A 20,349-nucleotide genomic window follows, 5' to 3' on the forward strand; every position below is an offset into this window, starting at 1 on the left:
CCTCCGGGGTCTGTTCGGGCGCCGGGGTGGTGGGCGCGGCTGACGACTCCTCGGGCGTGGGCGAGGGCGACTCCTCGCTCGGCCGCGTCGTCTCCTCGGCCGGCTCCGTGCTCGGCGCCTCCTCCGGCGTCCGCTCCTCCTGACCGCCCAACTCGGTCGACGGCGAGGGCGACAACGTGCCGGGACGGGTCGACGTCCCCTGCTCCTGGGCCCGGACGTCGTCGGTGTCGTTGTTCAGGCCGAGGCTCTCACCGAGCCCCGGAAGCAGGCCCGTTCCCACAGCCACCGCGCCCACCGTCAGGGCGGCGGAGGCACCGACCAGGCCGGTGCGCGCGTGCCCCCGGCGTCGGCGATGGCGTCCCATCCAGAGCACCGTCCTCGTCACTCAGTGAAGATCGTTGATCACCCAACCGGGTGAAGTGTCACCGCGTGACTGTACGGCATCGAGACGGCGACGGAAGTGTCTGGAAGTGAAAACCCGGGATAGCGTGCGTCACATGGAACGACCCGCGCCACCGCCCGCCGACCCCGCCGAGCCCGTCCGGATGACCGCCTGGGTGCGCGGCCTGGTGCAGGGCGTCGGCTTCCGCTGGTTCACCAGGGCCGCCGCCCTGGAGATCGGAGGGCTCCGGGGGTTCGCCCTCAACCTGGCGGACGGGCGCGTCCAGGTGGTGGCCGAGGGCCCACGGGACCGCTGCGAGCGGCTGCTCGCCTGGCTCCGGGAGGGCGACACGCCCGGCCGGGTGGACGGCGTCACAGAGATATGGGACACACCGCGCGGGGGCTACCAGGACTTCGCCATTCGCTGACGGGCACCACTCCGATGCCGGGGAATGTCCCGGAAACTGCTTGCCAACCCCGCTCCGACGTGCAAGGCTGCGGCCAGCAACCGCCCGGGGCCCGTCCCCGCTCCAGCGGAACGTAACCGGCACCGCTCCTCCGAGAGCGGTCAGCGGCCCGGCCGCCCCGGCCTCTACGCGGTGTGATCGTGTTGACCGTCCCACTTTTTGGTGAGACGCTGAAACTCCCGCGCATCTCAGCTAGGTGGCCCTGAGAACTGAGGGCAAAGGCGGACGTCGCGGGATCAATCCCTCACGACCCACCAACGGCTTCGGTCGGTCACTCAGTGTGGAGGACCATCCATCATGGCAAAGGCGCTTCTCGGACACGTCGGCGGCTCCGACCCCCGAGTCCTCGCCGAGATGCGACGGCTTCAGCAGCGCGTGCAGGACCTGGAGACCCAGCTCCTCCGGGTTCAGGCGGAGAACGACGCGCTGGCCGCCGCCGCTCGGCACGGCGACTCGGTGCTCGACAGCATCGACATGCCCAAGGCGGAGCCCGCTCTGACCTGACCTCAACGGCGAGGACAGGCCGCGACGGCATCGCCAGCGGATAATGCGAGGGACGCTTCGGCGTCCCTTCGTCATGTCCAGCCACCGCACCACCCGGTCTACTCAACTGTGTGCCCGCCATCCCATGCGCCGAAACGGCGAATCGCCAAAAGGGCGAAGTGGGGCGCGCGCCCGGTAGAGTCGCACGGCGTGCACCTCAAGAGCCTGACCCTGCGCGGGTTCAAGTCCTTCGCCTCGGCCACGACGCTGCGCCTCGAGCCCGGCATCACGTGTGTGGTCGGGCCGAACGGCTCGGGCAAGTCCAACGTGGTGGACGCGCTCTCCTGGGTCATGGGCGAGCAGGGTGCCAAGTCGCTGCGCGGCGGCAAGATGGAGGACGTCATCTTCGCCGGCACCACCGGCCGTCCGCCGCTCGGCCGCGCCGAGGTCTCCCTCACCATCGACAACTCCGACGGCGCGCTGCCCATCGACTACACCGAGGTCACCATCACCCGGACCATGTTCCGCAACGGTGGCAGCGAGTACCAGATCAACGGCAACACCTGCCGGCTGCTCGACGTCCAGGAGTTGCTCTCCGACTCCGGCATCGGCCGCGAGATGCACGTCATCGTCGGCCAGGGCCAGCTCGACTCCGTGCTGCACGCCGACCCCACCGGGCGCCGCGCCTTCATCGAGGAGGCCGCCGGCGTCCTCAAGCACCGCAAGCGCAAGGAGAAGGCGCTGCGGAAGCTGGACGCGATGCAGGCCAACCTCGCCCGGGTCCAGGACCTCACCGACGAGCTGCGGCGGCAGCTCAAGCCGCTCGGCCGGCAGGCCGCCGTGGCCAGGCGGGCCGCCGTCATCCAGGCCGACCTGCGGGACGCCAGGCTGCGGCTGCTCGCCGACGACCTGGTCGCCCAGCGGGCCGCGCTGCGCGCCGAGATCGCCGACGAGGCCGCGCTCAAGGAGCGCAAGGAGGCCGCCGAGGCGCGCCTCAAGGAGGCGCTGCGCCGGGAGTCGCGACTGGAGCAGGAGGTGCGCACGCTCGCGCCCCGCGTGCAGCGCGCCCAGGACACCTGGTACGCGCTCTCCCAACTCGCCGAGCGCGTCCGTTCCACCATCAGCCTGGCCGACGCCCGGGTCACCAGCGCCACCTCCCAGGCGCCCGAGGAGCGCCGGGGCCGCGACCCCGAGGACATGGAGCGCGAGGCGGCCAGGATCCGCGAACAGGAGGCGGAGCTGACCGCCGCCCTCGAGGCCGCGAGCCGGGCGCTCGACGACACCGTCGACCACCGCGCCGACCTGGAGCGCAGGTTGGCCCAGGAGGAGCGGCGGCTCAAGGACGCCGCGCGCGCCATCGCCGACCGGCGCGAGGGCCTGGCCAGGCTGCACGGCCAGGCCAACGCGGCCCGCAGCAGGGCCGCCACCGCCCAGGCCCAGATCGACCGGCTCGCCGCCGCCCGCGACGAGGCCGCCGAGCGGGCCGCCGAGGCGCAGCGCGCGTACGAGGCGCTGAACGCCGAGGTGACGGGGCTCGACGCGGACGACAGCTCGCTGGCCGAGGAGCACGAGGCCGCCAAGCGCGAGCTCGCCGCCGCCGAGGCCGAGCTTGGCCGCGCCAGGGACGCCGTGGGCGCGGCCGAGCGGGAGCGTGCCGCCGTCTCGGCGCGGCACGACGCGCTCGCGCTCGGCCTGCGCCGCAAGGACGGCAGCGGCGCGTTGCTCGCCGCCGGCGACCAGCTGACCGGGCTGCTCGGCCCGGCCGCCGAACTGCTCACCGTCGCCCCGGGCTTCGAGGTGCCGGTCGCCGCCGCGCTCGGCGTGGCCGCCGACGCGGTCGCCGTCGACTCGCCCGCCACCGCCGTCGAGGCGCTGCGCCTGCTGCGCAAGCAGGACGCGGGCCGCGCCGCGCTGCTGCTCGGCGGCGTGCCGGACGAGCGGCCGGAGCCGGAGGTCGGCGACGGGATCCGGCGGGCGGCCGACCTGGTGAGTGGCCCGCCAGAACTGCTCCCCGCGGTCCGGCGGCTGCTGCGCGGCATGGTGGTGGTCACCGCCCTGGAGGACGCGCTTGACCTGCTGTCGACGCGGCCCGAGCTGACCGCCGTCACCGCCGAGGGCGACGTGCTCTCCCGCCACCTGGCCCAGGGCGGCTCGGCCGGCGCGCCGAGCCTGCTCGAGGTGCAGGCCTCCGTGGCGGAGGCCGCGGCCGAGCTGCGCGAACTGACCGAGCGGTGCGCCGAGCTGGCCGAGGGGCAGCGGTCGGCCACCGAGCGCCGGGCGACCGCCGCCGCCCTGGTCGAGGAACTCGCCCAGCGGCGCAGCGCCGCCGAGCGCGCCAAGTCCAGGGTCGCGCAGGACCTGGGCCGGCTCGCCGGGCAGGCCAGGGGCGCGGCCGGCGAGGCCGAGCGGGCCGAGGCGGCCGTCGCCCGGGCCCAGGAGGACCTGGCCAGGGCGGTCGAGCAGGCCGAGGAGCTGGCCGAGCGGCTGGCCGTCGCCGAGGAGTCGGCCGACGTGGACGAGGAGCCGGACACCGCCGTGCGCGACCGGCTCGCGGCCGACGGGGCCAACGCCCGGCAGACCGAGATGGAGGCGCGGCTCCAGGTCCGCACCCATGAGGAGCGGGTGAAGGGCCTCGCCGGCAGGGCGGACTCGCTGGACCGGGCGGCGCGCGCCGAGCGGGAGGCGCGGGCGCGCGCGGAGCGGCGGCGCGCCAGGATGCGGTATGAGGCCGAGGTCGCGGGGGCGGTGGCGGACGGCGCCCGGCAGCTGCTGGCCCATGTCGACGCCTCGCTGGAGCGGGCCGGCGCCGAGCGCGAGGCGGCCCAGCGGGCCAGGGCCGAGCGCGAGCACGCGCTGGTCGCCGAGCGGGCTGCGGGCCGCGAGCTCAAGGACGAGCTGGACAAGCTGACCGACTCGGTGCACCGCGGCGAGGTCCTGGGCGCCGAGAAGCGGCTGCGGATCGAGCAGTTGGAGACCAGGGCGCTCGAGGAGCTTGGCGTCGAGCCCTCGGTGCTGGTCGCCGAGTACGGCCCCGACCAGCCGGTGCCGCCGTCCCCGCCCGCGGAGGGCGAGGAGCTGCCCGACGAGCCGGAGGATCCGCGCAACCAGCCGCGGCGCTTCGTCAGGGCCGAGCAGGAGCGCAGGCTGCGGGCCGCCGAGCGCGCCTACAAGCAGCTGGGCAAGGTCAACCCGCTGGCGCTCGAGGAGTTCGCCGCGCTCGAGGAGCGGCACAAGTTCCTCAGCGAGCAGCTCGAGGACCTCAAGAAGACCAGGGCCGACCTGCTCCAGGTCGTCAAGGAGGTCGACGAGCGGGTGGAGCAGGTCTTCACGGCCGCCTACCACGACACGGCGCGGGAGTTCGAGGGCGTGTTCTCGCGGCTCTTCCCCGGCGGCGAGGGCCGGCTCATGCTGACCGACCCCTCCGACATGCTGACCACCGGCGTCGAGGTGGAGGCCAGGCCGCCGGGCAAGAAGGTCAAGCGGCTCTCCCTGCTCTCCGGCGGCGAGCGTTCGCTGACGGCGGTGGCCCTGCTGGTCTCGATCTTCAAGGCGCGCCCCAGCCCCTTCTACGTCATGGACGAGGTGGAGGCGGCGCTCGACGACACCAACCTCCAGCGGCTGATCCGGATCATGGAGGAGCTCAAGGACAGCTCCCAGCTGATCGTGATCACCCATCAGAAGCGCACCATGGAGGTCGCCGACGCGCTCTACGGCGTCTCCATGCAGGGCGACGGCGTGTCCAAGGTCATCAGCCAGCGGCTGTCAGGCAAGGGGTAGCGCGGGCCGGCCGGCTAGCCGAGGATGCCCCGCTGGTAGGCCGTGGCCACCGCGGCAGCGCGGTCGTTGACGCCCAGCTTGGCGTACAGGTGGGTGAGGTGGGTCTTCACCGTGGCCTCGCTGATGAACAGCTCGCGGGCGATCTCGCGGTTGGAGGTGCCCTTCGCCACCAGGGCCAGCACCTCGCGCTCGCGGGCGGAGAGCGGCTCGTTGCCCGGCGAGCGGACCGCCGAGACCAGACGGGAGGCGACCGCGGGGGAGAGGACCGTGCGGCCCGCGGCCGCCGCGCGCACCGCGGGGAACAGCTCGTCGCGCGGCGCGTCCTTCAGCAGGTAGCCGGTGGCGCCCGCCTCGATCGCCGGGATGGTGTCGGAGTCGGTGTCGTAGGTGGTGAGCACCAGCACCCTGGCGCGGGCGCCGCGCCGGCTCAGCTCGGCGATGGCGGCCACCCCGCCGCCGCCCGGCATCCGCAGGTCCATCAGAACCACGTCCGGGTCGAGCGACTCGACCAGGCTCACGGCCGCCACGCCGTCCGACGCTTCGCCGAGGACCGTGAAGCCCGGCTCCGAGGCGAACATGCCGCGCAGCCCGTCCCGCACGACGGGGTGGTCGTCGACGATCAGCAGCGAGATGCACGGCCCGTCAGTCATGGTCGACCAAGGGTACGCGGGCCGACACGGCGGTGCCCAGGCCGGGTTCCGACTCCACGGAGAGCGAGCCGGCGACCCGCTCGGCGCGGGCGCGCATCCCGTCGAGCCCGAAGCCGCCGGAGCCGGTGCGCGGCGGCGGCACCCGCGGGTCGAAGCCCGTGCCGTCGTCGCGGATGTCGAGCATCACCTCGTGGCCGATGAAGCTCAGCGTCACCCCGACCCGCGAGGGGGTCGCGTGCCGCGCCGCGTTGGACAGCGCCTCCTGGGCGATGCGGAGCAGCGTCGCCGCGAGCTCGCCGTGCAGTTCCCGCGAGGCGCCGGTGAGGGTGAAGTCGGCGCGCACGCCGGTCCGTTCCGACCAGTCGAGGACGGTCCTGCGCAGCGCCGCCGGCAGCGCGTCGTGTTCGAGGTCCACCGGTGCCAGGTTCCGCACCGAGCGGCGGGCCTCGCCCAGGCTGTGCCGGGCCAGCCGCGCCGCGCGCGCCACGTGAGCCCGGACGACCTCGGGGTCGTCCACGGTCTCCAGGGCCTGGAGCTGCGCGATGATCCCGGTCAGGCCCTGCGCGATGGTGTCATGGATCTCGGCCGCGAGCCGGCGCCGCTCGTCGGCGATCCCGGCCTCCCTGGCCTGCACCACCAGCTGGCTATGGAGTGCCGCGTTCTCGTCGAGGGCCTGCTGCAGTGCCGCGTTGGTGCGCTCCAGCTCGGTGATGAGCGCGGCCTGAGCCTCGGCCTGCGCCTGCTCCTTGGCGGCCAGGTGGGCGAAGAGGTGCACCAGGCCCATGTGCATGCACACCAGTACGGCGTACACCGCCCAGCCCGGCCCCCACGAGCGCAGCTGCGCCGGCCCGCCCACGTTGGACAGCGCCATCACAACGGCGGTGGCGTAGAGACCGGTCATCACCAGCCGCCGCGGGAGCTGCCGGTCGGCGCTGAAGTAGCCGTGGACCGCATAGACGCCGAAGAACGGGTTCAGGCAGGTGAGGGCGAAGCCGATCGCCCAGCGCGTGAAGTAGTGGCAGGCGCCCGCGACGGACGGGCCGCGCGTGAGGCGCTGCCAGGAGAGATCGAGGACCACAGCGGCCAGCGCGAGGAGCGCGGTGGCGACTCGCGCGGCGCGGGACATCTCGAGGTCGTCGGCCGTGACGACGGCGAGCAGCAGGGCCACCGCCATCAGCGCGTGCGGTCCCCACCGGTCGTAGAGTGCCCAGCGCTTCTCGACCTCCGACACGTCTCCCACGCCCCCAGTCTCCACCGGCCGGCCGCGTCGCCGTTCGGCCGGCTCACTCCCACCGGAACCAGCGCGTGGCCGTCGCCGTCGCCGCGGCCGTCCAGGCGGCCAGCACCCCGAGGTGGTACCAGCCGGGCCAGTCGCCAGCGGTGGCCTCTCCCAGAGCCTGGGCCGCCGCGCCGAACGGCGTCGTCTCGACGATCCGCGCGAGCACGTCCGGCATGGTCTGGATCGGCATCCAGACCCCCGCGCAGAACATCATCGGGAACAGCACGGCGGAGCCGACCGCGGTCGCGAGCCGCGAGGTGGGGGTTAGGGCCGTGATCACGCTGCCGAGCGCCAGCGCGGCGGCAACGGCCAGCAGCAGCGCGAGACCGTAGCCGAGGGGCTGACCCGGCAGCGCGACGTCGTACGCCAGCCGGCCCACGGCCAGCGCCAGCAGCGCCGAGACGAGGGCGGCGACCCCGTTCAGCACCATCTGCGCGACGAGCACCGCGGAGGGCGGGACGGGCGTGGTCGACATCCGGCGCAGGATGCCGCGCTCGCGGTAGCCGGTCACGGTCGGCGGCATCGCCTGGAAGCCGGCCACGATCAGCCCGAGCAGCACGGTCACCGCGACGTAGAGGTCGACGACCCGCAGCCCCCCGAGCTCGTCGTCCACCTCTCGGTAGGAGGGGATGGCGCCGACGATCGCCAGCAGCAGGGGAGGGAACAGCAGCAGCCAGAAGAGGGTCCCCAGCTCCCGCAGGAAGAGGCGGCCCTCGGCGCGCAGCACGGCCGCGGTGGTGGCGCGCCGCGAAACGGCGACGCCGCTGACGGTGCCGGTGGTGCTGACGGTGCTCATCGGTCGGCTCCCGTGAGATCGAGGAACGCGTCGTCCAGGGTGGCGTCGGTGACGCGGAGTTGGTGGGCGGTGACGTGGCCGCGGGCCAGCAGGGTGATGACGGCGTTCACCGTCTCGTCCGTGCCGGCGAGGGTGATCCGGCCGTCCTTCCAAGCGATGGACGCGACGTCCGGCAGTTCCGCGAGTTCGCTCTCGTCGAGCGGCACCGAGGGTGTGAAGCTGATCAGGGTGGCGCCGGTGGAGCGCCTGATCAGCCCGGCCGGGGTGTCGAGGGCGGCGATCCGGCCCTGGTCGATGACGGCGATCCGGTCGCAGAGGCGCTGGGCCTCCTCCATGAAGTGGGTGACGAGCAGGACGGTGACGCCGCTGTCCCGCACGTCCTCGATGAGCTCCCAGGTGTCGCGGCGGGCGCGCGGGTCGAGGCCGGTGGTCAGCTCGTCGAGGACGACCACCCGCGGGTTGCCGATCAGGGCGAGGGCGATGAAGAGGCGCTGCTTCTGGCCGCCGCTGAGCTTGGCGAAGCGGGTGGAGAGCCGGCCGGTCAGGCCCAGGCGCTCGGCCAGCGGTCGCCAGTCGGCCGGGCGCGGGTAGCAGGCGGCGTACAGTTCGAGCGCCTCGCGGACGGTGAGCTTGGGCTGGAGCTCGCTCTCCTGGAGCTGGACGCCGAGCACCCCGGTCAGCTCGGCGTGGTCGCCGACCGGGTCGAGGCCGGCGACGCGGATCCGGCCCGAGTCGGGCACCCGCAGGCCCTCGACGCACTCGACGGTGGTGGTCTTGCCGGCGCCGTTCGGGCCGAGCACGCCGAAGATCTCGCCCTCCTCCACGGCGAACGAGACGCCGTCGACGACGGTTCGGCCGCCGTATGACCTGCGCAGGTCCTGGACTTCGATGATGGACATGACCCCAGGGTTCCGGCCACGGGCCCCGCCCCACATCGCCCTTCGGGCTCGACGCCGGATCAACCGATCGGTTGATCCCCGGGTACGACCGGGAGGCGGGTGGAAGCGGTGGAGATCGGGCGACCCGGCCACCGCGGGCGGGGCGCGTCGGCGATACTTGAGGGCGCTCGGTGCCGGCCCGGCAGCCCGGGCAGGCCGCTCCTCCAAGGCACCACCAAGGGAACCGATGGACATCCTGATCCTCGTCGCAATCATCGCCGTGGTCGCCGTCGTCGCGATCAGCGCGCTGACCATCACGCTCCGCCGCCGTGACCCGGCGCCGCCGCCACCGCTGGCCGCGGAGAAGGCCGAGGAGAAGGCACGCGAGCGGGCCGGGGAGCCGGGCGAGCCGCAGATCGGCGACGACGCGTCGGTGGGGGTGGACGAGGAGCGGCGCACCATCGAGGACGTGGCGCTGCCCGGGGCCGAGGAGGCCGGGGCGGTGGCCGAGCCCGAGGCGCCGCCGATCGAGGTGCCCGAGCCGAGCGCCGGGCGTCTCGTGCGGCTGCGCGCCAGGCTGGCTCGCTCGCAGAACTCGCTGGGCCGTGGCCTGCTCACCCTGCTCTCGCGCGAGCGTCTGGACGACGGGACCTGGGACGAGATCGAGGACACGCTGCTCACCGCCGACGTGGGCGTCCGGCCGACCCAGGAGCTGGTCGCCCGGCTGCGCGAGCGGGTGCGGGTGCTCGGCACCAGGACGCCGGAGGAGCTGCGGGCGCTGCTGCGCGAGGAACTGCTCGCGCTCGTCGGCACCGACCTGGACCGCGCGGTGCACACCGAGGGCGGTGTCTCGGAGGCCGGCGAGGAGCGGCCGGCCGTGGTCCTCGTGGTGGGCGTCAACGGCACGGGCAAGACCACGACGACCGGCAAGCTGGCGCGGGTGCTGGTCGCGGACGGCAGGTCCGTGGTCCTCGGCGCGGCCGACACCTTCCGGGCGGCGGCCGCCGACCAGCTGCAGACCTGGGGCCAGCGGGTCGGCGCGCGCACGGTGCGCGGCCCCGAGGGCGGCGACCCGGCCTCCGTGGCCTTCGACGCGGTGCGCGAGGGCATCGCGGAGGGCGCCGACGTGGTGCTGGTGGACACGGCCGGCCGGCTGCACACCAAGACCGGCCTCATGGACGAGCTCGGCAAGGTCAAGCGGGTGGTGGAGAAGCAGGGCCCGGTCAACGAGGTGCTGCTGGTGCTCGACGCCACCACCGGGCAGAACGGCCTCGTCCAGGCCCGGGTGTTCGCCGAGGTCGTGGACGTCACGGGCATCGCGCTGACCAAGCTGGACGGCACCGCCAAGGGCGGCATCGTGGTCGCGGTGCAGCGGGAGCTCGGCGTGCCCGTCAAGCTGGTGGGCCTGGGCGAGGGCCCGGACGACCTGGCGCCCTTCGACCCCGAGGCGTTCGTCGACGCGCTGATCGGCTGAGCCGCCCCGAGCCGGCTCGGCCGATCAGCGGGTGGCGGCGACGAGGCTGTAGGCGAGGGTGCCGAGCAGCAGCCGGGCCTGCGGCGGCGCGGCCGCCGTCTCAAGGGCCGGCGGCCGCAGCCACCGCACCGGGCCGAGCCCGGCGTGCGGAGACGGCGGGGCCGTGACGTGGGCGCCCTTGCCGAGGCCGCGCAGGTCGAGCAGGGCGTCGTCCCAGCCGGTGCGGTAGAGCAGCTGGGGCAGCTCGGCGGCGGCGCCGGCCGCGACGAAGAACCAGGCGCGGCCGTGCGGCGCCAGTGCCACCGGGCCGAGGGGCAGGCCCATCCGCTCGAGGCGGGGGAGCGCCAGGCGGCCGGCCGCCGCCGGCACGTCGATGACGTCGAAGGAGAGCCCCGTCGGCAGCAGCACCGTGGCCCCGCCGGGAGCCGAGGACCAGGCGGCGTCCCACAGCTGCAACACGTGGTCGAGCGTGGTGCCGGCCGGCACCGAGAGATCGGGGTCGAGCGGATGGTCCCCGGGGGCCCGGCAGTGGGCCCGCCCGCAGCGGCACTCGACCCTGCCGTGCGCCCCGCCGCGCCTGCTGGCCCCGACGCCGGGCACCACGTCCCATCCCCACAGGCCCGTGTACTCGGCCACGGCCGTCGCGACGGAGGCTCGGCCGGAGCGCCGTGGGCGCCGGGTGGCCAGTCGAAGCTCCCGGATCTCCCGCATTCCGCCGATCGTGAAGCCCATGCACTCTCCAACGGGGTCGGTCTGCCGATGGTTACGCCTCGCGGTGGGGCGCGCCGTGGGGAGTGCGTTCGATAACGCGCGCCCCCGTCGTGCTTCGCTTCCCCCAACGTCGAACATCGTGCGTACAAGTGAAGCGCGTACTAGGGGCATGGGTGTTCATGCGGAGGGGTGGCGAATGGTGGCGATTACCTGGCGCCGCTCGCCACACCAGTGACCGTAGGATTACTTTCAGTGCATTCCTAGACTCGCTGTCAGCAGGCGGCGGGTGCGATCGGGAGACCCGGGATGGGGGCGTAACCGTGGGAGGACGCGGCAGTGGCGGCACCGCCGCACGGCAGCCGAACGAGCGGCTCACGTCGTGGTTCCACCGTAGTGGGTGGTCCAAGGGGGAGCTGGCCCGGCAGGTGAACCGCCGCGCCCGCCGGCTCGGCGCCCACCACATCAGCACCGACACCTCCCGGGTCAGGCGCTGGCTGGACGGCGAGCAGCCCCGGGAGCCGATACCACGCATCCTGTCCGAGCTGTTCTCCGAGCGGTTCGGCTGCGTGGTGAGCGTCGAGGACCTGGGCCTGCGCTCCGCCCGGCAGTCCGCCGCGGTCTCCGGTATCGACCTGCCCTGGGCGGGGCCGCAGACGGTGGCGTTGATCAACGAGTTCTCCCGCAGTGACCTGATGCTGGGCCGGCGCGGCTTCCTCGGCACCTCGCTCACCATGTCGGCGGGGCCGGCCCTGATAGAGCCGATGCAGCGCTGGCTCGTGCCGACGCCGAGCGGCGGCCAGGAGGAGGCGCCGGGCGTCACGCTGGCCGCCGTGCCGGCCCAGGACCGGGCGGGTTCGCGCCGGCTGACCGGGCTCTCGGAGCCCGAGCTCGGCGAGCTCGAGGCCACCATCGCGCAGTTCCGCCAGTGGGACGCGCAGAGCGGCGGCGGGCTTCGCCGCAAGGCCGTCGTCGGCCAACTTCACGAGGTCACCGACCTGCTGCAGGAGTCGCATCCGGAACCGGTGCGCAAACGACTCTTCCGCGTCACGGCCGAGCTCGCCGAGCTCGCCGGCTGGATGAGCTACGACATCGGGCTCCAGCCCACCGCGCAGAAGTACTTCGTGCTGGCGCTGCACGCCGCCAAGGAGGCCGAGGACCGTCCGCTGGGCGCGTACATCCTCTCCAAGATGAGCCGCCAGATGATCCACCTCGGCCGCGGCGAGGACGCGCTCGAGCTGATCCACCTCGCCCAGTACGGCAGCAGGGACGGCGCCACCGCCCGCACCCAGGCCATGCTGTACGCGATGGAGGGGCGCGCGCACGCCACCCTGGGCAACACCCAGAAGTGCCACCGCGCCGTGCGGCTGGCCCAGGAGACCTACCACGACCTCGACCCGGCGGAGCCGGACCCGGACTGGATCCGCTTCTTCTCCGAGGCCGAGCTCAACGCGGAGAACGCGCACTCCTACCGCGACCTCGCCTATGTCGCCGGCCGCTCCACCTCCTACCTCTCGCACGCCAGGCCGCTCATGGAGCGCGCCGTGAAGCTTTTCGCGAGCGAATGCGAGGAGGACCCGGACGGCGGGCACCACAGGTCGTATGCACTGAACCTCATCGGCATGGCCACCGTGCACCTCCTGGCGCGCGAACCGGGCGCCTGCGCGGCCCAGGCCATGCAGGCGATGCGGCTCGCCGAGCGGCTGCGCTCCGAACGGGTGGACAACCGGCTGCGGAAGACCCTGGCCACCGCAGGGCGGGACTTCGGCGACGTCACCGAGGTGCGCGAGGTGTCGGAGTTCGCCGCCGTGCAGTTCAGGCAGGGCCAGGCGAGCCGAGCCGTCTGACGGCACACCGGCCGTGGCGGGCGGCCTCGGACGACGTCGGCGGTGCGGGACACGATAACCGCGCCGCGCCGGCGGACAGATCCACTTCATTGCCGTGTAACACGTCGAGCCCCATCGTCACGTCCGTGAAACAAATGGGGCCATCGACCGAAACGGCCCTCAGAGAGCCTGTGGCGAATCCTGACCCCTTGATCCTGCCCGCACGGGTCGTAATTCCGAGGAGACGTCCACTTTGAGTCCTGAAGAAGTGCTGTCATCGACGAACATCGCCTATGTGGTGATCTGTGCCGCCATGGTGATGCTCATGACCCCGGGCCTCGCCTTCTTCTACGGCGGCATGGTCCGGGTCAAGAGCGCACTGAACATGCTGATGATGTCCTTCATCTCGCTGGGCATCGTCAGCGTCCTGTGGGTGCTCTACGGTTTCTCCCTTACTTTCAGCGACACCAGCAGCAGCCCGATCCTCGGAAACCTGGACTACCTCGGTCTCCAGGACATCACCGTTGACCAGGGTGAGCAGATCGCCTTCATCCTCTTCCAGCTGATGTTCGCGATCCTCACGCCGGCCCTGATGAGCGGCGCGCTCGCCGACCGCGTCAAGTTCGGCAGCTGGGCGCTGTTCGTCGTGCTGTGGGTGACCATCGTCTACTTCCCGGTGGCGCACTGGGTGTGGGCGCCCACCGGCTGGCTGTTCGAGCAGGAGGTCATCGACTTCGCGGGCGGTACCGCGGTGCACATCAACGCGGGCGCGGGCGGCCTGGCCGCCGCCCTGGTGATCGGCCGGCGCATCGGCTTCAAGAAGGACCCGATGCGGCCGCACAACCTGCCCATGGTGCTGCTCGGCGCCGGCCTGCTGTGGTTCGGCTGGTTCGGCTTCAACGCCGGCTCCGCGCTCAGCCCCAACGGCACCGCCGCCATGATGGCCCTCAACACGCAGGTCGCCACCGGCGCCGCCATCGTCGGCTGGCTGATCTACGAGCGCCTGCGCCACGGCGCGTTCACCACCCTGGGCGCGGCCTCCGGCGCCATCGCGGGCCTGGTCGCCATCACCCCGTCCGGCGCGCACGTCAACCCGATGGGCGCCATCCTCATCGGCGTGGTCGCGGGCGTCGCCTGCGCCTGGGCCGTGGGCCTGAAGTACAAGCTGGGCTACGACGACTCGCTCGACGTCGTCGGCGTCCACCTCGTCGGCGGCCTCGTCGGCACCCTGCTCGTCGGCTTCCTGGCCACCGGCGGCCTCGGCGGCTTCGAGCAGTTCGGCAAGCAGGCCCTCGGTGCCTTCTCCGTGCTGGCCTACTCCTTCGTCGTCACCTACCTCCTCGCCTGGCTGATCCAGCGCACCATCGGCTTCCGGGCGAGCGAGGAGGAGGAGACCGCGGGCCTCGACCTGGCGTACCACGCCGAGACCGGGTACGACTTCTCCCAGTCCGGCACCGCCCCGGTGTCCGTCGACAGTGTTCCGGTCCGTGCCGACGCGAAGAAGGTTGACGCATGAAGCTCATCACCGCGGTGATCAAGCCGCACCGGCTCGACGAGGTGAAGGCGGCCCTCCAGGCCTTCGGCGTGCAGGGCCTCACCGTCACCGAGGCCAGCGGTTACGGCCGGCAGCGCGGGCACACCGAGGTCTACCGGGGCGCCGAGTACACCGTCGACCTGGTGCCGAAGATCCGCATCGAGATCCTCGTCGAGGACTCCGACGCCGACCAGCTCGTCGACGTCGTCGTCAAGGCCGCCCGCACCGGCAAGATCGGTGACGGGAAGGTCTGGAGCGTGCCCGTCGAGACCGCCGTCCGGGTCAGGACCGGCGAGCGCGGTCCGGACGCCCTCTAGTCGGCCACCTGGTCGGACACCGGCAGGAGCCCCCGCGCCGGGCCGTCGCCACGCGACGGCCCGGCGCGGGGGCGCATCAGGACCAACAGGAGTGTGGGAACGCATGACGGCGGAGACGGCAGCTACCACCGGCGAGGCGGCGGGCGGCGGATACGCGGCCGCCAGGCTGCGCCTCCTCGGCGAGGAGGGGCGCCCAGGGCCGGCGCGCCGCACCGATCTCGCGGGACTCACCGACGCGTGGCTGGCCGGCCTGCTCGGAGACGGGCCGCGCCCTGGGCGCGTAGCCCTGGTCGCCGTCGGCGGCTACGGCCGCGGCGAGCTCTCCCCGCGCAGCGATCTCGACCTCCTGCTGCTGCACGACGGCAGCGCCCCGGCCAAGGAGATCGCCGCCCTCGCCGACCGCCTCTGGTACCCCGTCTGGGACCTCGGCATCGCCCTCGACCACTCCGTGCGCACCCTCGCCGAGGCCCACGAGACGGCCGCCGACGACCTCAAGGTCCACCTCGGCCTGCTCGACGCCCGGCACCTCGCGGGCGACGGCGCCCTCACCGCCGAGCTGCGCACCGCCCTCCTCGCCCAGTGGCGCGCGCAGGCCCCGGCCCGCCTCCCCGAACTGCACGAGCTCGGCCGCGAACGCGTCCGCCGCCACGGCGAGCTGCCGTTCCTCCTCGAACCCGACCTCAAGGAGGCCAGGGGCGGCCTGCGCGACGCCACCGCGCTGCGCGCCGTCGCCGCCTCCTGGGTGGCCGACGCGCCGCGCCAGGGCCTCGACGCCGCCCGCAACACGCTCCTCGACGTCCGCGACGCCCTGCACCTCGCCACCGGGCGCGCCACCGACCGGCTCGCCCTCGAGGACCAGGACCAGGTCGCCAGGGCCCTCGGGCTGCTGGACGCCGACGCCCTGCTGCGCCGCGTCTACGAGGCCGCCCGCACCATCTCCTACGCCTCCGACGTCACCTGGCGCGAGGTCGGCCGGGTGCTGCGCGCCAGGGCCGCCCGCCGCCGGCTGCGCGGCATCCTCACCACCCGCGCCACCCGCCGCCCCGCCACCGACGAGCGCACCCCGCTCGCCGAGGGCGTCGTCGAGCAGGACGGCGAGGTGGTGCTCGCCCGCACCGCGCGCCCAGACCGGGACCCGGTGCTGCCGCTGCGCGCCGCGGCCGCCGCCGCCCAGGCCGGGCTGCCGCTCGCGCTGCCCGCCGTGCACGCGCTGGCCGCCGCCGACCACCCGCTGCCCGTGCCCTGGCCGGCCGAGGCGCGCGAGCAGTTCATCACCCTGCTCGGCGCAGGACCCGACACGGTGCCGGTCTGGGAGGCCCTGGAGGCCGCCGGCCTGATCACCCGGCTGCTGCCCGACTGGGAGCGGGTGCGCTGCCGCCCCCAGCGCAACCCCGTGCACCGTTGGACCGTCGACCGGCACCTGGTGGAGGCCGCCGTGCGCGCCTCCGCGCTCACCCGCCGCGTCGAGCGCCCCGACCTGCTGCTCGTCGCGGCCCTGCTGCACGACATCGGCAAGGGCTGGCCGGGCGACCACAGCGTCGTCGGCGAGACCATCGCCCGCGACATGGCCACCCGCATCGGCTTCTCCGCCGAGGACGCCGAGGTGCTCGGCACCCTGGTCCGCCACCACCTGCTGCTCGTCGAGACCGCCACCCGCCGCGACCTCGACGACCCGGCCGCCGTCTCGCACGTCGCCGAGGCCGTCGGCTCCACCGGCACGCTCGAACTGCTGCACGCCCTCACCGAGGCTGACGCGCTGGCCACCGGGCCCGCCGCCTGGTCGGGATGGCGCGCCTCGCTCGTCGCCGACCTGGTCAAGCGGGTGGCGGCCACCCTCGAGGAGGGCGGAGCCCCACCCCGCACCGGCCCGCCGAGCCCCACCGTCGCCGCCGAGCGGCTCGCCGTCGAGGCCATGCGCACCGGCGCCCCGGTGCTGGCCCTGCACCCGCGGCCCGAGCCGCCGCTCGCCGAGGCGACCGCCGGCGACCAGGACGAGGAGCGAGGCCCCGAGCCGGTCGGCGTCGAGCTCGTGGTCGCGCTGCCCGACCAGCCGGGCGTGCTGCCGGCCGTCGCCGGGGTGCTCGCGCTGCACCGGCTCACCGTGCGCTCGGCCGAGCTGCGCGCCATCGATCCCACGGGCCAGGGACAGGTGCTGCTCCTCGACTGGCGGGTGGCCGCCGAGTACGGCTCGCTGCCGCAGGCCGAGCGGCTCCGCGCCGACCTGGTGCGGGCGCTCGACGGCTCGCTCGACATCCCGGGCCGGCTCGCCGAGCGCGAGGCCGCCTACCGCCGCCCGCGCCGCTCCCACGCCACCCCGCCGCCGCGGGTCACCGTCGCGCCGCTCGGCTCCCGGCTGGCCACCGTGATCGAGGTCCGCGCCCAGGACGCGCCGGGGCTGCTGCACCGCATCGGCCGCGCGCTCGACGCGGCCGGGGCCCACGTGCGCAGCGCCCACGTCAGCACGCTCGGCGCCAACGCGGTGGACGCGTTCTACGTCACCGGACCCGACGGCGCCCCGCTGCCGGATGCCGAGGCGGCCGCCCTGGCCCGCGACCTGGAGCTCGCGCTGGCCGGCTAGCTCCGTGCGAGGAGCGGGCCCAGCGGGCTGACCGTACCGGCGCCGGGCCTATACGCTGGAGGGCACGCCTTCGAGATGACCGCCGATTGTAAGGATCCGCCAGCGCCGTGTTCGACACTCTCTCCGACCGCCTCGCGGCAACGTTCAAGAACCTCAGGGGCAAGGGCCGCCTGAGCGAGTCGGACATCGACGCCACGGCGCGCGAGATCCGTATCGCGCTGCTCGAGGCGGACGTCGCGCTCCCCGTGGTGCGCGCCTTCATCGCCCAGGTCAAGCAGCGTGCCCTGGGTGCCGAGGTGTCCAAGGCGCTCAACCCGGCCCAGCAGGTCATCAAGATCGTCAACGAGGAGCTCGTGGGCATCCTCGGCGGCGAGACCAGGCGGCTGCGGTTCGCCAAGAACCCGCCCACCGTGATCATGCTCGCCGGCCTGCAGGGCGCGGGCAAGACCACCCTGGCCGGCAAGCTGGGCCGCTGGCTCAAGGGGCAGGGCCACGCTCCGCTGCTGGTCGCCTGCGACCTCCAGCGACCCAACGCCGTCAACCAGCTCTCCGTCGTCGCCGAGCGCGCCGGGGTGGCCGTCTTCGCCCCCGAGCCGGGCAACGGCGTGGGTGACCCGGTCAAGGTCGCCGAGGACTCGATCGCCCACGCCCGCGACAAGCAGTACGACGTGGTGATCGTCGACACCGCCGGCCGCCTCGGCATCGACGAGGAGATGATGCGGCAGGCCGCTGACATCAGGGACGCGGTCACGCCGGACGAGATCCTGTTCGTGGTCGACGCGATGATCGGCCAGGACGCCGTCACCACCGCCGAGGCCTTCCGGGACGGCGTCGGCTTCGACGGCGTGGTGCTCTCCAAGCTCGATGGTGACGCGCGCGGCGGTGCGGCGCTCTCCATCGCGCAGGTCACCGGCCGCCAGATCATGTTCGCCTCCAACGGCGAGAAGCTGGACGACTTCGACGCGTTCCACCCGGACCGGATGGCCTCCCGGATCCTCGGGATGGGCGACGTGCTCAGCCTGATCGAGCAGGCCGAGCGCACCTTCAGCCAGCAGGAGGCCGAGGCGCTGGCCAGCAAGCTGGCCAAGGGCCCCAAGGAGTTCACCCTCGACGACTTCCTGGCCCAGATGGAGCAGGTCCGCAAGATGGGCTCCATCTCCAAGCTGCTCGGCATGATGCCCGGCATGGGCCAGATGCGGGAGCAGATCAACAACCTGGACGAGCGCGAGGTCGACCGCACCGCCGCCATCATCAAGTCCATGACCCCGGGCGAGCGCGCCGACCCCAAGATCATCAACGGCTCGCGCCGCGCCAGGATCGCGCGCGGCTCCGGCGTGGACGTCAGCGCGGTCAAGGGCCTCGTGGAGCGCTTCTTCGAGGCGCGCAAGATGATGTCGCGGATGGCCCAGGGCGGTGGCATGCCGGGGATGCCCGGCATCCCCGGCATGGGCGGCGGTGGCCGCCGCAAGGCCAAGCAGCAGAAGAAGGGCAAGGGCGCGCGCCGTTCCGGCAACCCGATGAAGCGCAGGGCCGAGGAGGAGGCCGCCTCCCAGCGGCAGGGCGAGGGCGCCGCGTTCGGTCTGCCCGGCGCGGGCGCCGACCCGGGCGACTTCGAACTGCCCAAGGAGTTCCGGGACATCCTGCCCCCCAAGTGACGCCGGCCGGGCGCCCTCGGACAACCGATTCACACCAGGGCGCCCGGGCCCCGTACCATCAGCGGCATGGCTAAGGCTCCCGTACTCACCCCCCAGGCGGAGGACTTCCCGCGCTGGTACCAGGACCTGATCAGCAAGGCCGAGCTGGCCGACAACGGCCCGGGCCGCGGCACCATGGTCATCCGACCGTACGGGTACGGGATCTGGGAGCGGATGCAGCAGGAGATGGACGCCCGGATCAAGGCCACGGGCACCCGCAACGCGTACTTCCCGCTCTTCATCCCCCAGTCCTACCTGACCAGGGAGGCCGAGCACGTCGAGGGCTTCGCGCCCGAGCTCGCCGTGGTCACGCACGGTGGCGGCAAGCAGCTCGAGGAGCCGCTGGTCGTCAGGCCCACGTCAGAGACGATCATCAACGAGTACTTCTCGAAGTGGATCCAGAGCTACCGGGACCTGCCGCTGCTGCTCAACCAGTGGGCGAACGTGGTCCGTTGGGAGATGCGTCCGCGCGTCTTCCTCCGCACCACCGAGTTCCTGTGGCAGGAGGGACACACGGCGCACGCCACCTACGAGGACGCGCGTGACTTCGCGGCCCGCATCCACCACGAGGTCTACGCCGACTTCATGGAGAACGTGCTCGCCATCGACACCGTGCTCGGCATCAAGTCGCCCGCCGAGCGGTTCGCCGGCGCCATCAACACCCGCACGCTCGAGGGCATGATGGGCGACGGCAAGGCGCTGCAGATGGGCACCAGCCATGAGCTGGGCCAGAACTTCGCCCGCGCCTTCGACACCCGCTTCCTCGCCGCCGACGGCGAGCGCGAGCTCGTCTGGCAGACCTCCTGGGGCGCCTCCACCCGCATGGTGGGCGGCCTCATCATGTCCCACGGCGACGACAACGGGCTGCGCGTGCCGCCCCGGCTCGCGCCCACGCAGGTCGTGGTGCTCGCCATCAAGGACGATCCGGCCGTGCTGGCCAAGGTGCGGGAGATCGGCGCCGCGCTGACCGCCGCCGGGATCAGGACCGAGGTCGACGACAGGACAGACACCCCGTTCGGCCGCCGGGCCGTCGACTGGGAGCTCAAGGGCGTGCCGGTGCGGGTGGAGATCGGGCCGCGCGACGTGGCGGCCGACACCGCGATGCTGGCCCGCCGGATCCCCGGCGGCAAGGAGCCGGTCGCCATCGAGGCGCTGCCCAAGCTGCTGCCCGGCCTGCTCGACGAGGACCAGGAGCTGCTGCTTCGCCAGTCCCGCGAGCGGCGCGAGTCCCGCACCTCGGACGTGCGGACCATCGAGGAGGCCGTGGAGGCCGTCACGGCCGGCGGTTGGGCCCGCATCTCGTGGGCCGATCTCGGCTCCGAGGGCGAGGCCCGCCTCGCCCAGGACGCGGTCTCGGTCCGCTGCCTGGTCGCCGAGGACGGCTCCGTGCCGGCGTCGGTCGACGCTCCCGGCAACATCGCCGTCGTCGGCCGCGCCTACTGACGCCCGCGCGGCGGCGCGCGGCCCTACGGGGGCGGGACGGGTCCGACCCGCCCCCGTAGGGCCG

Annotated in this window: 15 protein-coding genes and 1 pseudogene; 10 read left to right on the plus strand and 6 right to left on the minus strand. The window is 73.5% G+C overall.

What is annotated here, in order from left to right:
- Window positions 1-286 (minus strand): annotated as a pseudogene (locus tag E1265_RS16475) (hypothetical protein); the annotation flags it as partial.
- 211 nt (window positions 287-497) lie between these two features.
- On the opposite strand from E1265_RS16475, the gene E1265_RS16480 reads away from it, so the two are divergent.
- From E1265_RS16480 to smc, 3 genes are all read left to right on the plus strand, one after another.
- The gene (locus tag E1265_RS16480) at window positions 498-809 is read left to right on the plus strand and encodes an acylphosphatase (RefSeq protein WP_132931067.1); all 312 of its coding nucleotides are present in this window, start codon (window positions 498-500) and stop codon (window positions 807-809) included.
- A gap of 336 nt (window positions 810-1,145) precedes the next feature.
- A complete protein-coding gene (locus tag E1265_RS16485) occupies window positions 1,146-1,352 on the plus strand; it encodes a hypothetical protein (protein WP_132815916.1) in 207 nt (68 codons plus the stop codon).
- A gap of 189 nt (window positions 1,353-1,541) precedes the next feature.
- Window positions 1,542-5,108 carry a chromosome segregation protein SMC gene (gene smc, locus E1265_RS16490; RefSeq protein WP_132931068.1) on the plus strand — a complete coding sequence of 1,189 codons (3,567 nt, stop codon included), beginning with the start codon at window positions 1,542-1,544 and terminating at the stop codon, window positions 5,106-5,108.
- Window positions 5,109-5,122: 14 nt separating this feature from the next.
- Here the strand turns inward: smc and E1265_RS16495 are convergent, their stop codons facing one another.
- From E1265_RS16495 to E1265_RS16510, 4 genes are read right to left on the minus strand one after another with little or no spacing between them, the layout of a single operon-like run.
- The gene (locus tag E1265_RS16495) at window positions 5,123-5,758 is read right to left on the minus strand and encodes a response regulator transcription factor (protein WP_132931069.1); all 636 of its coding nucleotides are present in this window, start codon (window positions 5,756-5,758) and stop codon (window positions 5,123-5,125) included.
- The gene (locus tag E1265_RS16500; protein ID WP_243740845.1) at window positions 5,751-6,998 is read right to left on the minus strand and encodes a sensor histidine kinase; all 1,248 of its coding nucleotides are present in this window, start codon (window positions 6,996-6,998) and stop codon (window positions 5,751-5,753) included. Before E1265_RS16500 ends, E1265_RS16495 begins: the two co-directional genes overlap by 8 nt.
- Before the next feature lie 43 nt (window positions 6,999-7,041).
- Window positions 7,042-7,833, minus strand: a complete 792-nt coding sequence (locus tag E1265_RS16505) for an ABC transporter permease (protein WP_132931070.1) — start codon at window positions 7,831-7,833, stop codon at window positions 7,042-7,044.
- A complete protein-coding gene (locus E1265_RS16510; RefSeq protein WP_132931071.1) occupies window positions 7,830-8,732 on the minus strand; it encodes an ABC transporter ATP-binding protein in 903 nt (300 codons plus the stop codon). The genes E1265_RS16505 and E1265_RS16510 overlap by 4 nt, the downstream gene beginning before the upstream one ends.
- Before the next feature lie 226 nt (window positions 8,733-8,958).
- Between E1265_RS16510 and ftsY the strand changes: the two genes are divergently transcribed.
- Window positions 8,959-10,185: a signal recognition particle-docking protein FtsY gene (gene ftsY / locus E1265_RS16515; RefSeq protein ID WP_132931072.1), complete on the plus strand. Its 1,227-nt coding sequence runs from the start codon at window positions 8,959-8,961 to the stop codon at window positions 10,183-10,185.
- Window positions 10,186-10,209: 24 nt separating this feature from the next.
- Here ftsY and E1265_RS16520 read toward each other — a convergent pair whose 3' ends face one another.
- Entirely contained in the window at window positions 10,210-10,917 is a 708-nt protein-coding gene (locus E1265_RS16520) for a bifunctional DNA primase/polymerase (RefSeq protein WP_132931073.1), read from the minus strand.
- 299 nt (window positions 10,918-11,216) lie between these two features.
- On the opposite strand from E1265_RS16520, the gene E1265_RS16525 reads away from it, so the two are divergent.
- The 6 genes from E1265_RS16525 (at window position 11,217) to proS (ending at window position 20,285) form a co-directional block, all read left to right on the plus strand.
- Window positions 11,217-12,740 carry a hypothetical protein gene (locus E1265_RS16525; protein ID WP_132931074.1) on the plus strand — a complete coding sequence of 508 codons (1,524 nt, stop codon included), beginning with the start codon at window positions 11,217-11,219 and terminating at the stop codon, window positions 12,738-12,740.
- Between the two features lie 250 nt (window positions 12,741-12,990).
- The gene (locus E1265_RS16530) at window positions 12,991-14,235 is read left to right on the plus strand and encodes an ammonium transporter (protein ID WP_132931080.1); all 1,245 of its coding nucleotides are present in this window, start codon (window positions 12,991-12,993) and stop codon (window positions 14,233-14,235) included.
- Window positions 14,232-14,570, plus strand: coding sequence for a P-II family nitrogen regulator (locus tag E1265_RS16535; protein ID WP_132931075.1), 339 nt, complete (start codon window positions 14,232-14,234; stop codon window positions 14,568-14,570). The genes E1265_RS16530 and E1265_RS16535 overlap by 4 nt, the downstream gene beginning before the upstream one ends.
- Window positions 14,571-14,673: 103 nt before the next feature.
- Window positions 14,674-17,148 (plus strand): [protein-PII] uridylyltransferase, encoded by a 2,475-nt coding sequence (locus tag E1265_RS16540; protein WP_132931076.1) that lies wholly within the window; start codon window positions 14,674-14,676, stop codon window positions 17,146-17,148.
- Between the two features lie 107 nt (window positions 17,149-17,255).
- Entirely contained in the window at window positions 17,256-18,803 is a 1,548-nt protein-coding gene (gene ffh, locus E1265_RS16545; protein ID WP_132931077.1) for a signal recognition particle protein, read from the plus strand.
- A gap of 66 nt (window positions 18,804-18,869) precedes the next feature.
- Window positions 18,870-20,285, plus strand: coding sequence for a proline--tRNA ligase (gene proS / locus E1265_RS16550; RefSeq protein WP_132931078.1), 1,416 nt, complete (start codon window positions 18,870-18,872; stop codon window positions 20,283-20,285).
- Window positions 20,286-20,349: the final 64 nt, after the last annotated feature.

This window comes from Streptomyces sp. 8K308 (assembly GCF_004348315.1).
Lineage (GTDB): Bacteria > Actinomycetota > Actinomycetes > Streptomycetales > Streptomycetaceae > Streptomyces.

Coding starts and splice junctions, on each gene's coding strand:
- E1265_RS16485 (WP_132815916.1), top strand. CDS start 1,146: ATGGCAAAGGCGCTTCTCGGACACGTCGGCGGCTCCGACCCCCGAGTC.
- E1265_RS16540 (WP_132931076.1), top strand. CDS start 14,674: ATGACGGCGGAGACGGCAGCTACCACCGGCGAGGCGGCGGGCGGCGGA.
- E1265_RS16505 (WP_132931070.1), bottom strand. CDS start 7,833: ATGAGCACCGTCAGCACCACCGGCACCGTCAGCGGCGTCGCCGTTTCG.
- proS (WP_132931078.1), top strand. CDS start 18,870: ATGGCTAAGGCTCCCGTACTCACCCCCCAGGCGGAGGACTTCCCGCGC.
- E1265_RS16480 (WP_132931067.1), top strand. CDS start 498: ATGGAACGACCCGCGCCACCGCCCGCCGACCCCGCCGAGCCCGTCCGG.
- E1265_RS16495 (WP_132931069.1), bottom strand. CDS start 5,758: ATGACTGACGGGCCGTGCATCTCGCTGCTGATCGTCGACGACCACCCC.
- E1265_RS16535 (WP_132931075.1), top strand. CDS start 14,232: ATGAAGCTCATCACCGCGGTGATCAAGCCGCACCGGCTCGACGAGGTG.
- E1265_RS16510 (WP_132931071.1), bottom strand. CDS start 8,732: ATGTCCATCATCGAAGTCCAGGACCTGCGCAGGTCATACGGCGGCCGA.
- ftsY (WP_132931072.1), top strand. CDS start 8,959: ATGGACATCCTGATCCTCGTCGCAATCATCGCCGTGGTCGCCGTCGTC.
- E1265_RS16520 (WP_132931073.1), bottom strand. CDS start 10,917: ATGGGCTTCACGATCGGCGGAATGCGGGAGATCCGGGAGCTTCGACTG.